The sequence below is a fragment of the Paenarthrobacter sp. TAF1 genome (assembly GCF_052113825.1).
GTDB classification, from domain to species: Bacteria; Actinomycetota; Actinomycetes; order Actinomycetales; family Micrococcaceae; genus Arthrobacter; species Arthrobacter nicotinovorans.
Window position 1 is genome coordinate 1 of the sequence record NZ_JBFRDO010000018.1, and the last position, 13,938, is coordinate 13,938.

A 13,938-nucleotide genomic window follows, 5' to 3' on the forward strand; every position below is an offset into this window, starting at 1 on the left:
ATGAAAGCCGTCCCCGACCAAATCCGACAATTCATCCCCAACGACTTCGCCTCCCTCGGAGCAGACGGCTTCGGCTTCTCCGACACCCGCCAAGCCGCACGCCGCTACTTCAAAAACGACACCCACTCCATCGTCGCCAAAACCCTCCAACTCCTCGCCGCCAAGGGCGAGGTTGAAGAAGGCGCACTGGAAAAGGCGATCGAGAAGTACCGGCTCCTGGATGTCAACGCCGGTACCACCGGCGGAGCAGGCGGCGACGCCTAGGCTTCTTCCGGGACGTCACGCGTCACCAGCACCATCCGCGACGGCGGTCCTCACCAAAAGGTGGGGGCCGCCGTCGGGCGTTTAAAGCTGTACGCAGGCGCTCGACGGGACGTGACGGGCAACAAGGCTAGTTGTAGCCTTCGCACAAATGGAGGTTCCCCGGGCTGGGCCGTATGCTCATTCCATGGCAGAGCCCACCAAAACAACGTCAAAGCGCAAGGCAGCAACCCCGGCATTGTCGCCGGAAAAGGCGGAAACTCTCCGGCAGCTCCGCGCGAACGTAGGGCAACTGTCCACCAGCACCATGCGCCAACTGGAGAAATCGCTCCCCTGGTACAGCCGCCTGAGCTCCGATGAACGATCGGCGCTCGGCCTCGTGGCACAAAACGGCATCGCGGCGTTCGTGACCTGGTATGAGCGCCCCAGTTCACCGTCCTGGATCCTCACGGACGTCTTCGGCAATGCCCCCACCGAGCTCACCCGCTCAATCAGCCTCCAAAAGGCCCTGCAGCTGATCCGCATCGTGGTAGAAGTGGTGGAGGACCAGGTACCGGTGATCGCCCCGGAGTCCGACCAGCCGTCGTTGCGCGAAGCCGTCCTGCGCTATTCGCGCGAGGTCGCATTTGCCGCTGCCGATGTTTACGCACGTGCCGCCGAGTCCCGCGGGTCGTGGGACACCAGGCTGGAAGCGCTGATTGTGGATGCCATCCTCCGTGGGGAAAATACAGATGCCTTGCGGTCACGGATCGCGGCGCTGGGCTGGAAAGCACAGGAACGCTTCACCGTGATGGTGGGCAACTCTCCGTCGGAACCCAGTGCAAGCTACGTCAGCGAACTTCGCCGTACTGCCGGGCGATTTGCCGAGGATGCGCTGGTGGGAATCCAGGGCGACCGGCTCATCCTGATCCTTGGTGGCGTCCAGGACCGGGACACCGCTTACCTCAAACTCAGTGAACTCTTTGCCCCCGGTGCCGTGGTTTACGGTCCGGAGGCCGGATCTTTGCTGGAAGCGAGCAGTTCCGCCCAGGCCGCCTTCGCCGGCCTCACGGCCGCCCGTGCGTGGCCCTCGGCGCCCCGCCCCGTCGCAGCAGACGATCTGCTACCGGAGCGCGTGGTCTCGGGCGATGACGCAGCCAGGCGATCGTTGATCAAGAACATCTACAGGCCGCTCCTGGCCGCCTCAAACGGCCTCGTGGAGACCTTGGGCACCTACCTTGAACTGGGTCATTCACTGGAGGCTACGGCCCGGGAACTGTTCGTCCATGCCAATACGGTGCGCTACCGTTTGAAGCGTGTCTGCGACGTGACAGGCTGGGATCCCCTCCTTCCGCGGGAGGCGTTTGTTCTGCAAACCGCCTTGGTGGTTGGCCGCCTTTCGGCTCCGCCGAAAGCCGTTCCGGAACGTCATGCGTCACGTTCGCAGAGCTGAACCGTTGTAGACTTCCTACAAACTGACCCAGTGAGCTTGGTGTACCAAAACACCAGTGGATCACGTGGCAATTTGGAAAGCTGGATACGTGCTTGCAATCGTCTGCCCTGGACAGGGCTCCCAGACCCCCGGATTTTTGGCCCCTTGGCTGGAACTCCCCTCCGTCGAAGGCCAACTGGCCGCCCTGAGCGAGATCGCAGGCATTGACCTCAAGGCCCACGGCACCACCTCGGACGAAGAGACCATCAAGGACACTGCGGTTGCGCAGCCCCTGATTGTTGCTGCCGGCCTTGTGGCCGCGAAGTCCCTGTTCGACGTTGAGCTGAGCACCCTTCCCGTTATCCTCGCCGGCCACTCCGTCGGCGAGATCACCGCCTCCGCCCTTGCCGGCGTCCTCACCGAGTCCGAGGCCATGACCTTCGTACGCGAGCGTGCAAACAGCATGGCAGCAGCGGCTGCCGACACCCCCACCGGAATGAGCGCCGTGGTTGGCGGCGACCCAGCTGAGGTCCTGGCAGCCATCGAAGCTGCCGGCGCAACGCCGGCCAACGTCAACGGTGCCGGCCAGACCGTCGCCGCGGGTACCTTCGAACAGCTCAAGGCCCTTGCAGAGAACCCGCCGGCAAAGGCACGTGTCATTCCGCTCAAGGTTGCGGGCGCATTCCACACCTCCCATATGGCCCCTGCAGTCAGTGCACTGGAAGCGCTTAAGCCGTCACTGTCGCCCCAAAAACCGACAGTCCCGCTGTTGTCCAACTACGACGGCAAGGAAGTCACCGACGGCCCTGCCGCCGTCGACAGCTTGATCGCCCAGGTTTCCCGGCCCGTCCGTTGGGACCTGTGCATGGAGACATTGGTGGCGCGCGGCGTCACCGGCGTCATCGAACTTGCTCCCGCCGGAACCCTTGCGGGTCTGGCAAAACGCGGCATGCCCGGCGTGAAGACTGTTGCAGTCAAAACCCCGGATGACCTGTCTGCGGCACTCGCACTCTTTGCTGAACTGGAGGGACAGGCATGAGCACGCCGGTACTGAAGAAAGCCACCGTCAACGAGAATGCGCGTATTCTCGGCATCGGGGCCTACCGCCCGGACGTCATCGTCACCAATGAGGACGTCTGCCAGTGGATCGATTCCTCGGATGAATGGATCCGCCAGCGGACCGGCATCATCACCCGCCACCGCGCAGCCGCCGATGTGAGCGTCATCGACATGGCCGAAGGCGCGGCGAGGGAGGCCATCCAACAGGCCGGCATCGAACCGTCCCAGCTGGGTGCCGTGATCGTCTCCACCGTCACGCACCCCTACGCGACGCCATCCGCCGCCGCTGCACTCACAGAACGCCTCGGCGCGACGCCGGCACCGGCCTTTGACATCTCCGCCGCTTGCGCAGGGTACTGCTACGGCGTGGCCCAGGCTGATGCGCTGGTCCGCTCCGGCGCAGCCGAGTACGTCCTGGTAGTCGGTGCTGAGAAGCTCTCGGACGTCATCGACAACCACGAGCGCACCATCTCCTTCCTCTTGGGCGATGGAGCAGGCGCAGTCGTAGTGGGTCCGTCTGACACGCCGGGCATCGGCCCGTCCGTGTGGGGCTCCGACGGCAGCAAGTGGGATGCAATCGGCATGACCCACTCGCTGGAAGACGTCAAGAAGCTTGGCGAATCCGCCAGGCATTCCGACGAAATTGACGACCCCGCCATCCTTTCCGCAACACAGGATGTTTGGCCGACCCTGCGCCAGGACGGCCAGACCGTCTTCCGTTGGGCGGTCTGGGAGATGGCCAAGGTCGCCCAGCAGGCGTTGGATGCTGCCGGTATCGAAGCCAGTGACCTCGCTGCGTTCGTTCCCCACCAGGCGAACATGCGCATCATCGACGAGATGGTGAAGAAGCTGAAGCTTCCCGAGTCTGTCGTGATCGGCCGCGATATTGCGCAGGCCGGAAACACGTCTGCGGCCTCCATCCCTCTCGCAACCCATCGCTTGCTCCAGGAGAACCCTGGCCTGAGCGGCGGCCTTGCCCTGCAGATCGGCTTCGGCGCGGGCTTGGTCTTCGGCGCCCAGGTTGTCGTCCTGCCATAGACCTGGACCGGCCCCGGTGGCCTCCAGCCAACTGAATATGACTTGAAAACCCAAACCGTAACCGCGGTTTGCCCCCTTTCCGGCAGCAGCCGGTACAACAAGAAAAGGAGCCAACAATGGCTAGCAACGAAGAGATCCTGGCCGGCCTGGCTGAAATCGTCAACGAAGAGACGGGCCTCGCCACCGAAGCCGTAGAGCTCGACAAGTCCTTCACCGAGGACCTGGACATCGACTCCATCTCGATGATGACCATCGTTGTCAACGCTGAAGAGAAGTTCGGCGTCCGCATCCCCGACGAAGAGGTCAAGAACCTCAAGACCGTCGGCGACGCCGTCAGCTTCATCGCCAACGCACAGGCCTAGTCCTGACACCAGCTGTGCCGGGCCAGGGCGCTAGTCCCTGCGCCCGGCACAGCCGCAATAACGCCCAAAGATTTTCCTGCCTACCCCTGTGAACCCTGCAGGCGGGATGGCTGATCCGACAGAGAGTGATCGCATGGCACGCAAAGTAGTCATAACCGGTCTGGGGGCCACCACTCCCATCGGCGGCGACGTACCCACAATGTGGCAGAACGCGCTGAAAGGCGTCTCCGGCGCCCACACGCTCGACGACGAGTGGGTGGCCAAGTACGACCTCCCCGTCCACTTTGCTGCCCGGTGCTCCACCCCGGCACTTGAGGTACTGAGCCGCGTTGAGGCCAAGCGCATGGACCCGTCCACGCAGTTTGGCGTCATCGCCGCCCGCGAGGCCTGGGCCGACTCCGGGATTGAGGACATCGACCACGACCGGCTGGCTGTGGCCTTCGCCACCGGCATTGGCGGCGTCTGGACCCTCCTGGATGCGTGGGACACCCTCAGGGACAAGGGCCCCCGCAGGGTCCTGCCCATGACGGTTCCCATGCTCATGCCCAATGGCGTTGCTGCCGCGGTCAGCCTCGACCTCGGCGCACGTGCCGGAGCGCATACGCCGGTTTCTGCCTGTGCGTCCGGCACCGAAGCACTTCACCTGGGACTGGACCTTATCCGGTCCGGCAAGGCTGATGTTGTGGTGTGTGGTGGCGCGGAAGCAGCAATCCACCCGATGCCCCTGGCAGCGTTCTCCTCGATGCAGGCCCTCTCCCGCCGCAACGATGAGCCGGAACGCGCATCCCGCCCATACGACATCGACCGCGACGGCTTTGTCATGGGTGAAGGCGCCGGTGCCCTTGTCCTTGAAGCCGAGGAGCACGCGATCGCCCGTGGTGCGCGCATCTACGCCGAGCTTGCCGGCACATCGGTGACCGCGGATGCCTACCACATCACAGCACCGGACCCCGAAGGCCTGGGTGCCACCAGGGCGCTGAAGGCTGCCATGTTCGACGGCCGGATCCAGGCTGAGGACGTGGTGCACGTCAACGCACACGCTACGTCCACCCCCGTTGGTGACAAGCCCGAGTACACGGCCCTCCGTGCCGCCCTGGGGACTCACGTGGACAACGTAGCGGTCTCCGCCACCAAGTCCCAGATGGGACACCTCCTGGGTGCTTCAGGCGCCGTTGAAGCCGTACTGACGGTCCTGGCCGTCTACGAGCGCAAGGCACCGGTCACCATCAACCTCGAGAACCAGGATCCGGAGATCCCGCTCGACGTCGTAACTTCCGTCAGGGACCTGCCCGCCGGCGATATCGTCGCGCTGAGCAACTCCTTCGGTTTCGGCGGACACAACGCAGTCATCGCGGTACGCAACGTCTAAGCAGGATCTGCAGCTGCCGCAACGTGCGACATGAAGAGGGCCCCACCAGTTGGTGGGGCCCTCTTCATTGCTATGGGGTATTTGTCGTGGGTCGCTGTCAGCCGACCTGGTGCAGCCAGCGCACCGGAGCACCTTCTGCGGCGTGGCGGAACGGCTCGAGTTCTTCATCCCACGCCTCGCCAAGGGCCAATGACAGCTCGTGGTAGACCGCTGAGGGATCCCCGGCGCCGGACTCATAGGCATAGCGGATGCGGTCCTCGGTCACCATGATGTTTCCGTGCACGTCCGTGACGGCGTGGAAAATACCGAGTTCAGGGGTATGGGACCAACGGGCGCCATCCACCCCCTGGCTTGGTTCCTCGGTGACTTCGTAGCGCAAGTGGGCCCAGCCCCTCAAGGCCGACGCCAACTGGGCACCGGTTCCAGGGGCGCCCGTCCACGAAAGCTCGGCCCTGAACATTCCGGGTGCGGCGGGTTGAGGGGTCCACTCAAGATCGGTCCGCTTATCCACGACCGATCCAATGGCCCACTCGACGTGCGGGCAAAGCGCCGTAGGGGCCGAGTGCACGAACAGGACACCGCGGGTTGTTGCAACAGACATTCCATCCTCCATAGCTGTAGGTACGTCTTCCCCAACGACCTCTGCTTGGATGGTCTGCCTGTGCTGCCGGATGTCATGAATCTCATGATGGCCCTGACAGGCTATTCAGTTGTGTAGTCCTTTTGACGATCTTGGCACAGAAGTAACCCTCAAGCGTGCATTGAAGGTTTCCCCATGGTGCTTTCATTTTGCCGTACGCTGCCGGTTTCCGCCAGTGCGGGGGTTGTAAGGGTCATGATCAAGCCCGTGGGTGCGCCTGTTGATAGCTATTGCGGAGCCGGTCAACGGAAACGTGGGTGTAGATCTGGGTAGTGGCGAGGCTGCTGTGACCGAGGATCTCCTGGACTGCGCGAAGGTCTGCCCCGCCGTCCAGCAGATGCGTAGCCGCACTGTGCCTTAGCGCATGTGGTCCGGTGGCTGAGGTATCGCCCAAGGCATGCAGCAGATCGCTCACCACGGCGCGGATCTGTCGCGGATCCACGCGGTTGCCCCTGACACCCAGAAACAAGGCGGGGCCGCTGCCTGCGGTCACGACGGCCGGGCGGCCACGCCTGAGCCAGTCGTCCACAGCCACGGCAGCCGGGACCCCGAACGGCACCGTGCGTTCTTTGTTTCCCTTGCCCAGCACGCGCAGGGTTCTTCGGTCCGGATCCAGGTCATCGATGTCCAGTCCGGCAAGCTCGCCGACCCGTACTCCTGTGGCATAGAGAAGCTCAACCATTGCCCGGTTGCGGATGGCCATCGGGCCGCCGTCCTCCGCAGCGATGTTCAGGCCATCCACCATGCGGGTGACCTGCTGTTGCTGAAGGACCCCGGGAAGTGACTTGCTGCGTTTGGGCGCTTGCAGACGTATTGCCGGGTCTGTTGGGATCAGTTCTTCCCGGAGTGCCCAGCCGGTGAAAGCCCGGGCAGTTGCTGCGCGTCTGGCCAAGGTGGCCCGGGACATCCCCGCTTCGCTCTGCGCGCCGAGCCAACGCCGAAGCGATCCGAGCTCCAATTGCGGGAGTTCTTCAACCCCCTCCCGCACAGCAAAACCCAGCAGGCTCTCGACGTCCGCGATATAGGCACGAACCGTATGGGTGGACCGCGCCCGTTCCCCCTCCAAGTAGCGCCGGAAGCCCTCGACGGCGCCGGCCAGCGCTGTAGGTAGTGATTGTCCGTCCATCTTTCCAACTGTGCCAGCAGTCGTCCCCCAGCGCCCGCACCAACATGCTTATCGCGGGAGGGTCAGGCATTCTTTCCACGCTTCCAGGCGCCCCGGTCCGAGACTGCCAGTCCCAGCAGCCCCAGCCGGCCAAGTCCAGCGCGAACGGACTCCGGACTCAAACCTGCCACCACCGTGAGCTTCTCCACCGAGCTGGTGGATCGAAGGGGCAATGCGTCCAGGAGAATCAAATCCTCCAGGGACAATCCATCGTGCACCGCGGCGCTGTGTTCCTGGTTTGCGCCGCGTTCCTGGTATTGCTGGTTCCCCTCGTCCTGGGCGCCGAATGCACCGATGGCCCCCGCAAGCTCAGCGACCTCACCGACATCCGTGACGCAAACGGCTCCCCCGTCCCTGAGCAGGCGGTGGCAACCGGCGGAATTGGCGCTGTGAACGGATCCTGGAACCGCAGCCACGACCCGGCCTATCGTCTCGGCGTGATGGGCGGTATTCAGGGCGCCGGAGCGCCAACGCGCCTCCACCACAACAGTGACCGAGGACAAGGCTGCAATGAGGCGGTTTCTTTGCAGGAATCTGTAACGCGTGGGCGCGGACCCAGGAGGAACTTCGGAGATCACCGCTCCCTGCGCGGCCACCGCCCGAAGGAGTTCCTCGTTGCCGGAGGGATAAAAGCGGTCTACTCCCCCTGCCATCACGGCGATGGTAGGCAGCCCGGCTACGCCTCCATTGAGTGCTCCGCGGTGCGCGTGCGCGTCGATGCCGTAGGCGCCGCCTGAGACCACACTGAAGCCCCGCTGGGCAAGCCCGAAGGCGAAGTCGCCCGTGACGGACGCGCCGTAGCTTGAACTGTCCCTTGAACCCACAAGTGCAATGGCCCGACCTGCCGACGGCAACTCCTGTTCGTGCCCCCTCCACCACAGGCACAGCGGTTCCTGAAGGCCCAGATCCGAAAGTTGTGCCGGCCACAAATCATCTCCGGGAACAATCAACCGGCCACCCAACCGCCGCATGGTCTCCAGGTCCCGGTCAGGGGCCAGGTCAGCAACACGCGGAGCCCAGCGCCTGAGGCTATCCTGCATACCTGCCCATGTTGCGGGTCCGCCCCCGTCGCGGAGGACCGCAGAAATCTCCTGCTCCATACCAGGACCGGTCCCGAGCTCCCCCGTGGCAACCCCCAACGCATCCACAGCGCCGACCACCTGCACCAGGGCCAATCCCACTGAGTCCTGCGGCTCCATCAGCCGGGCCAACGCGGCCCGGGCTACCCGTTCTTTGTCGTGCACGCTCATTCCTGCCACTCCTGCCGTTTTCCGTTCATTCCGTTCGTGTCGTTCGCTCATGTCGCCGCCGCGGCCTGCCTCAGGCCGAGCGCTTGCCCAATATGGTCAGCATCCGGTCGCTCGCTGCGGTCCAAGTCAGCGAGTGTCCACGCGAGGCGAAGGACGCGATCGTAGCCGCGAGCGGTCAGCACTCCCCGCTCGAGTGCGGTGTCCAGGATCCTCGTGGTTCCCGGAGGCAACCGCAGCTGTCCTCGCAGGATTCTTCCCGGTACTTGGGAGTTGGTTTCGAGCCCGGTGTTCTTCAGGCGCAGCAACTGCCGCTCCCTGGCCGCCAGCACCCGTTCCGCTACGGTCCGCGTGTCCTCCTCCTGCCCGGCATGGCCGAAATCCGCCAAGGACACACGTTCCACGTTCAGTTGAATGTCAACGCGGTCCAGCAACGGGCCGGACATTCTGCCGATGTAGCGACGCCGCATCATCGCCGTGCACGTGCAGTCCAGGCCTTTGCCGGTTGCTTTGCCACAGGGACAGGGATTCGCCGCCAGAATGAGCTGGAAGCGCGCGGGGTAAGCCGCTGTGCCGGCCGACCGGTGGATGACAAGCTCACCGCTTTCAAGGGGCTGGCGAAGGGCATCCAGGACCCGTCGCTCGTACTCGGGAGCCTCGTCCAGGAACAGCACTCCCCGATGCGCCCGCGATGCCGCGCCCGGCCGGGGAAGTCCCGAGCCGCCGCCGATGATCGCCGCGGCAGTGGCGCTGTGGTGGGGATTCTCAAAAGGCGGCCTGTGAATGAGCCGCACGGCGGATGCCTGGACGGCTGCCAAGGAATGGATGGCCGTCACTTCCATTGCTGCTGTCTCCGCCAAATCCGGAAGTAAACCAGGCAACCTCTCGGCCAACATGGTCTTTCCGGCTCCCGGCGGCCCCGTCAGCAGCATATGGTGTCCGCCGGCAGCAGCGACTTCCAACGCTTGCCGGGCTTCTTCCTGCCCCGAAACGTCGCAAAGGTCCGGCGCCACCGGCACTTCAACGGCGTCAATCTCCGGGACATCCTCGTCCATGGGATCGTAGTCCAGGGCGAGGTCCTTCGGGTCTGCGCCAAAATCATAGGCGAGCCGTGCCAGCGTCTTATAGCCTCGGACGTTCGCGCCGGGCACCAAGGCAGCCTCGGYAACATTCGCCTCCGCCACCACGATGTCCGGATACCCGGCTTGCACGGCAGCCATGACGGCGGGCAGCATTCCCCGGACCGGCCTCAGCCTGCCGTCCAGGCCAAGCTCGGCGATAAAGACTGTTCCATCGATGGAACGGATGTCCTCGGCAGCACGAAGCACTGCCATGGTGATGGCGAGGTCGAAGCCCGATCCCCGTTTAGGCAGTGACGCTGGGATCAGGTTGGCCGTGATCTTCCGGCGGCTCAAAGGTATTCCGGAGTTCTGCGCGGCTGATCGGATACGTTCCTTGGCCTCGTTCAAGGCGGCGTCAGGGAGCCCCAGGATCACAAAGTTCGGAAGCGTCTGCCCAATGTCGGCCTCCACTTCCACGATGTAACCGTTCAGGCCCACAAGGGCAACACAGTAACTGCGGCCCACCCCCACCTAGCCGACACCCCGCAGGTGCTCAAGCACAGGATCACCGACGCCGCCGTCCACCACCGAAACGACATCGACACGCTGACGCGACGCTTTGAACTCGTGGGCCCGGCACCAACAGGAAAGGAGCCGGTGTAAACGGGCGAGCTTTGCCGCTCCAACAGCCTCGAAGGGGTGCCCGTAGTCCAGGCTGCTCCGGGTTTTGACCTCGGCAACCACCAAGGTGTCACCGTCGATCGCGACGATGTCTATCTCACCCTCCGCACACCGCCAATTGCGGTCAATGATCCGCATCCCCTGATCCGTCAGGAAATCCGCAGCCAATGCCTCGCCATTTTGGCCAAGCCGGTCTTTTGCTCTCATGACCATCACCTCCGCTGTCCAGCCTTCCGGCTGGAGGGGGTGAGCGGCAGGGGCTTAGGAGGCTATGTGCGTAAACCCGCCGGAATCAGCGCTGTGGAGGAACAGTGCAGTGAAGCGGACTAGTTGCCAAGATCTCCGAGATCGCCCAGGCCGCCGTCCTTCGGCAAGGCCAGGTCTTCGCTGCGGGGCAGTTCCTCGACGTTGACGTCCTTGAAAGTAATCACGCGGACGTTCTTGACGAAACGGGCCGAACGGTAAACGTCCCAGACCCAAGCGTCCTGCAGGGTCAAATCGAAGTAAACTTCCCCGTCTGCGCTGCGGGCCTGGAGATCAACATGGTTGGCCAAATAGAACCGCCGCTCCGTCTCTACAACGTAGCTGAACAGACCGACTACATCCCGGTACTCACGGTAGAGCTGCAGCTCCATGTCGGTTTCATAGTTCTCAAGGTCCTCGGCACTCATGGTTCCATCTTGCACCATCTGCAAGGTGCCATGCGCCAGACCTGCAACAGAAAGCTACAGGATCGCTCTACTCGGGGTCGGGCCCCGTCAGGTGCCAGCTGGTCCGGTGGTACGCGCTGGGACCATGCAGGCGGATGACATCCCTGTGTGCGGCGGTGGCATACCCTTTGTTCACGTTCCAGCCGTAAGCCGGCAGCTCGGAGTGAAGGTCCACCATGATGCGGTCACGAGCCACCTTGGCCAATACGCTGGCCGCAGCAACACTCAGGCAACTCATGTCCGCCTTTACCCTGGTGTGGACCGGTGCCTCGCAGCCGGCGCCCGCCGGGGCAGGATCAAAAAGAGATGCCTGGACCTCGGGTGAGAGCCAGTTATGGCTCCCATCCAACAGGACCAGATCAGGCGTGACGCCGCCGTCCAGGATGTCACACCACGCACGCGTGCCGGCCAGGCGCAAAGCCGCAATAATGCCGATCTCGTCGATTTCCCGGGACGAGGCATGACCTACAGCTGACGCCAGGGCCCATTCACGGACCAGGGGTTCCAGTCTGTCCCTGTCCTCTGGTTTGAGGAGTTTACTGTCGCGGACATCGGCCAGCAGGCCGTGATCGGCAAGGTCGACCACTGTGATGCCAACGCTGACCGGGCCAGCCAAGGCTCCACGGCCTACCTCGTCGACACCGGCCAGCAAGCGCACCCCGGAGGACAGAAAGGAACGCTCAACGTCGAGTGTGGGAAAACCTGCCTGGACCTTGGCTTTGGCCTTCGCCTTGGCGGGGGTCTTCTTCCGGGCTGTTGCGGTAGCCATTACTTCGCCGGGGTGCCTTGAGGGACATTACGGAAAACGTCCGGATAGTTATCGAGGACGGTCCACCGGTTGATCGGCCACGCGATGACGGTTGCCTTGCCTTCGACGTCCTCTATGTTGACGAATCCACCGTTGACTTCCTGGTGGGCCCGCGAGTCAGCCGAGTGGTTGCGGTTATCGCCCATAACCCACACTTTACCTTCCGGCACGACGACGTCGAACGACTGCGGGGAAGGCAGTTCCGCGGGGTTGATATAGCTTTCATTGAGCGCGACGCCATTGACGCTGACGCGGCCTTGGGCGTCACAGCACGTGACATGATCGCCCGGCAGTCCGATGACGCGCTTCACCAGGTGCTGCTCGCTGGCATCCGGAGCCAAGCCCACGAACTCGAGCGTGTCCCCTACCCAGTCCATGGGGCCGGCGGGTTTCTGTGCCACGGGCGGCAGCCAGGCCTGCGTGTCCTTGAAGACCACGACGTCTCCCCGCGAAAGGTCAAAGGGTCCGGGAACGAGCAAATTGATGAAGATGCGGTCGTAAACGTCCAGGGTGCTCTCCATGGACTCCGAGGGAATGTAGAAAGCCTTGAAGAGGAAGGTTTTCAGCAGGAAGGACAACACCAGTGCAATGGCCACGACAGTGGCGATTTCCTTGATCCACACCAGGGCAGGATTCTTGCGGGGCTTCTTTTGATCCTCTTCAGGCTCTGCTGCACCAGCATCCGGCTCCGCTACACCAGCGGCACTTGCCGTTCCGTCCGGGAGCCGCGAGTCGTCGTCGTACCGCTCGGGGTTCCCAGGAGCTTTGTCCGGCATCTACTGTCCGTTCTTCGATGGTGTTTCGGCCTGCGTGGAGCGAGGCATCTCTGCAAATCTATCAAGTGGCCAGATGATCTGGACCGGCCGGCCGATAACCCGGTCCATCGGAACCATTCCTCCGCCGGGCGCACCAAGCAAGCCACGAGAGTCAGCAGACCGCGAGCGATGGTCGCCCATCAACCAGAGCCGGTCCGGAGGCACCACGACGTCGAATTTCTGCTTGCTGGGTTCGTCTCCCGGGTACAGATAGGGTTCCTCAAGTACCTGACCGTTCACTGTGAGGCGGCCGCCGGCATCACAACACTGGACATGGTCACCCGGCACCCCGATGACCCTCTTGACGTACGTGGTGTCGCTGCCCGTCAGCCCGAACCACTGGGCTGCTGCAGAGGCGGCGTCAACGAATGGACCGCGCCCGCTGCTCAGCGGAGCAAACGAACCCCGCCCATCAAAGACCACAACATCGCCCCGGCGGATCGGCTCGGCACTGAAGTCGGTCCGCGATACCAGGATCCGGTCGCCCGTCATCAGGAGCGGCTCCATGGATTCCGAGGGAATGTAGTAGACGTCAAGCCACAGGGAACGGACCAATCCGCTGATGGCGATCGCGAGGACCAGTGCGAGCAAAACAAAACGCCAGCCCTGTTTCCGGGGCTGGCGTTCTGATGTGTCCATGACTCGTATCCCTGTTGCGTTGCGGATTGCTCCGGATACAACCGGGCACGAATCCTGGACCCGTTGCGTAAGTCGCAGGACTTACTTGGCGAAGTCGCGCTTTTCCTTGATCTTCGCAGCCTTACCGCGCAGTGCGCGCATGTAGTAAAGCTTGGCGCGGCGGACGTCACCCTTGGTGACGACCTCGATCTTGTCGATGATCGGGGAGTGTACCGGGAAGGTACGCTCTACGCCGACACCGAAGGAAACCTTGCGCACGGTGAAGGTTTCGCGAACGCCGTCGCCCTGGCGGCCAAGGACGAAGCCCTGGAAAACCTGGACACGGGAGTTCTTGCCTTCGATGATGTTGACGTGAACCTTGAGCGTGTCACCCGCGCGGAACTCGGGAACATCGTTACGCAGCGAGGCTGCATCTACGCTATCGAGGATATGCATTAATCCACTCCTGGTGAACGCCACAGGTCATTCACTTTGGGTTACGGCGAACAAGCCCGCAGCCCGAAGGCCTACCGGAAATCTCCGCCGAAGTTTTATTAGTGTCCGGTTCCGCCACTGATTGGCGTCACCGGGTTGTCCGACTGTTGGCTGAACTCCCCCTGTGGCAGGTGTCAGCCCAGCAGACACAAGGGTTAATTCTGCCATAAGCGCAGCCATCCAGCCAACTGGCGGGAC

At 63.3% G+C, this 13,938-nt stretch carries 16 protein-coding genes; 6 read left to right on the top strand and 10 right to left on the bottom strand.

Features of this window, described 5'->3' with window-relative positions; genetic code table 11:
* The 6 genes from AB4Y81_RS18180 to AB4Y81_RS18205 all read left to right on the top strand — a co-directional run.
* A partial coding sequence (locus AB4Y81_RS18180; protein ID WP_441996389.1) for a hypothetical protein occupies positions 1–264 on the top strand: 264 nt, incomplete at its 5' end.
* Positions 265–448: 184 nt separating this feature from the next.
* Entirely contained in the window at positions 449–1,693 is a 1,245-nt protein-coding gene (locus AB4Y81_RS18185) for a PucR family transcriptional regulator (protein WP_018776193.1), read from the top strand.
* A gap of 88 nt (positions 1,694–1,781) precedes the next feature.
* Entirely contained in the window at positions 1,782–2,711 is a 930-nt protein-coding gene (locus AB4Y81_RS18190; RefSeq protein WP_441996391.1) for an ACP S-malonyltransferase, read from the top strand.
* Entirely contained in the window at positions 2,708–3,769 is a 1,062-nt protein-coding gene (locus AB4Y81_RS18195; protein WP_018776195.1) for a beta-ketoacyl-ACP synthase III, read from the top strand. The genes AB4Y81_RS18190 and AB4Y81_RS18195 overlap by 4 nt, the downstream gene beginning before the upstream one ends.
* 116 nt (positions 3,770–3,885) lie before the next feature.
* On the top strand, positions 3,886–4,131 hold the full coding sequence (locus tag AB4Y81_RS18200) for an acyl carrier protein (RefSeq protein WP_011692310.1): 246 nt from the start codon (positions 3,886–3,888) through the stop codon (positions 4,129–4,131).
* Between the two features lie 133 nt (positions 4,132–4,264).
* A complete protein-coding gene (locus AB4Y81_RS18205; protein ID WP_018776196.1) occupies positions 4,265–5,500 on the top strand; it encodes a beta-ketoacyl-[acyl-carrier-protein] synthase family protein in 1,236 nt (411 codons plus the stop codon).
* Positions 5,501–5,597: 97 nt separating this feature from the next.
* Here AB4Y81_RS18205 and AB4Y81_RS18210 read toward each other — a convergent pair whose 3' ends face one another.
* The 10 genes from AB4Y81_RS18210 to rplS form a co-directional block, all read right to left on the bottom strand.
* On the bottom strand, positions 5,598–6,101 hold the full coding sequence (locus tag AB4Y81_RS18210) for a DUF3145 domain-containing protein (RefSeq protein WP_018776197.1): 504 nt from the start codon (positions 6,099–6,101) through the stop codon (positions 5,598–5,600).
* A gap of 238 nt (positions 6,102–6,339) precedes the next feature.
* Positions 6,340–7,266 (bottom strand): tyrosine recombinase XerC, encoded by a 927-nt coding sequence (locus AB4Y81_RS18215; protein ID WP_441996394.1) that lies wholly within the window; start codon positions 7,264–7,266, stop codon positions 6,340–6,342.
* 62 nt (positions 7,267–7,328) lie between these two features.
* Positions 7,329–8,555 (bottom strand): DNA-processing protein DprA, encoded by a 1,227-nt coding sequence (gene dprA / locus AB4Y81_RS18220; RefSeq protein WP_441996396.1) that lies wholly within the window; start codon positions 8,553–8,555, stop codon positions 7,329–7,331.
* Positions 8,556–8,602: 47 nt separating this feature from the next.
* On the bottom strand, positions 8,603–10,144 hold the full coding sequence (locus AB4Y81_RS18225; protein WP_441996398.1) for a YifB family Mg chelatase-like AAA ATPase: 1,542 nt from the start codon (positions 10,142–10,144) through the stop codon (positions 8,603–8,605).
* Positions 10,145–10,510 carry a YraN family protein gene (locus tag AB4Y81_RS18230; protein ID WP_200888262.1) on the bottom strand — a complete coding sequence of 122 codons (366 nt, stop codon included), beginning with the start codon at positions 10,508–10,510 and terminating at the stop codon, positions 10,145–10,147.
* A gap of 110 nt (positions 10,511–10,620) precedes the next feature.
* On the bottom strand, positions 10,621–10,965 hold the full coding sequence (locus tag AB4Y81_RS18235) for a DUF2469 domain-containing protein (protein ID WP_018776202.1): 345 nt from the start codon (positions 10,963–10,965) through the stop codon (positions 10,621–10,623).
* Between the two features lie 67 nt (positions 10,966–11,032).
* The gene (locus tag AB4Y81_RS18240) at positions 11,033–11,773 is read right to left on the bottom strand and encodes a ribonuclease HII (RefSeq protein ID WP_441996401.1); all 741 of its coding nucleotides are present in this window, start codon (positions 11,771–11,773) and stop codon (positions 11,033–11,035) included.
* Complete coding sequence (gene lepB, locus AB4Y81_RS18245; RefSeq protein ID WP_039241891.1) at positions 11,773–12,588, bottom strand: signal peptidase I; 816 nt, start codon at positions 12,586–12,588, stop codon at positions 11,773–11,775. Before lepB (AB4Y81_RS18245) ends, AB4Y81_RS18240 begins: the two co-directional genes overlap by 1 nt.
* A complete protein-coding gene (gene lepB, locus AB4Y81_RS18250) occupies positions 12,589–13,266 on the bottom strand; it encodes a signal peptidase I (protein ID WP_018776205.1) in 678 nt (225 codons plus the stop codon).
* Positions 13,267–13,347: 81 nt separating this feature from the next.
* A complete protein-coding gene (rplS, locus tag AB4Y81_RS18255; RefSeq protein WP_014922079.1) occupies positions 13,348–13,701 on the bottom strand; it encodes a 50S ribosomal protein L19 in 354 nt (117 codons plus the stop codon).
* Between the last annotated feature and the right edge of the window lie 237 nt (positions 13,702–13,938).

Excerpts from the sequence above, each read along its gene's own strand:
- AB4Y81_RS18185 (WP_018776193.1), top strand. The coding sequence starts at position 449 with ATGGCAGAGCCCACCAAAACAACGTCAAAGCGCAAGGCAGCAACCCCG.
- AB4Y81_RS18195 (WP_018776195.1), top strand. The coding sequence starts at position 2,708 with ATGAGCACGCCGGTACTGAAGAAAGCCACCGTCAACGAGAATGCGCGT.
- AB4Y81_RS18200 (WP_011692310.1), top strand. The coding sequence starts at position 3,886 with ATGGCTAGCAACGAAGAGATCCTGGCCGGCCTGGCTGAAATCGTCAAC.
- AB4Y81_RS18205 (WP_018776196.1), top strand. The coding sequence starts at position 4,265 with ATGGCACGCAAAGTAGTCATAACCGGTCTGGGGGCCACCACTCCCATC.
- AB4Y81_RS18210 (WP_018776197.1), bottom strand. The coding sequence starts at position 6,101 with ATGTCTGTTGCAACAACCCGCGGTGTCCTGTTCGTGCACTCGGCCCCT.
- AB4Y81_RS18215 (WP_441996394.1), bottom strand. The coding sequence starts at position 7,266 with ATGGACGGACAATCACTACCTACAGCGCTGGCCGGCGCCGTCGAGGGC.
- dprA (WP_441996396.1), bottom strand. The coding sequence starts at position 8,555 with ATGAGCGTGCACGACAAAGAACGGGTAGCCCGGGCCGCGTTGGCCCGG.
- AB4Y81_RS18235 (WP_018776202.1), bottom strand. The coding sequence starts at position 10,965 with ATGAGTGCCGAGGACCTTGAGAACTATGAAACCGACATGGAGCTGCAG.
- AB4Y81_RS18240 (WP_441996401.1), bottom strand. The coding sequence starts at position 11,773 with ATGGCTACCGCAACAGCCCGGAAGAAGACCCCCGCCAAGGCGAAGGCC.
- lepB (WP_039241891.1), bottom strand. The coding sequence starts at position 12,588 with ATGCCGGACAAAGCTCCTGGGAACCCCGAGCGGTACGACGACGACTCG.
- lepB (WP_018776205.1), bottom strand. The coding sequence starts at position 13,266 with ATGGACACATCAGAACGCCAGCCCCGGAAACAGGGCTGGCGTTTTGTT.
- rplS (WP_014922079.1), bottom strand. The coding sequence starts at position 13,701 with ATGCATATCCTCGATAGCGTAGATGCAGCCTCGCTGCGTAACGATGTT.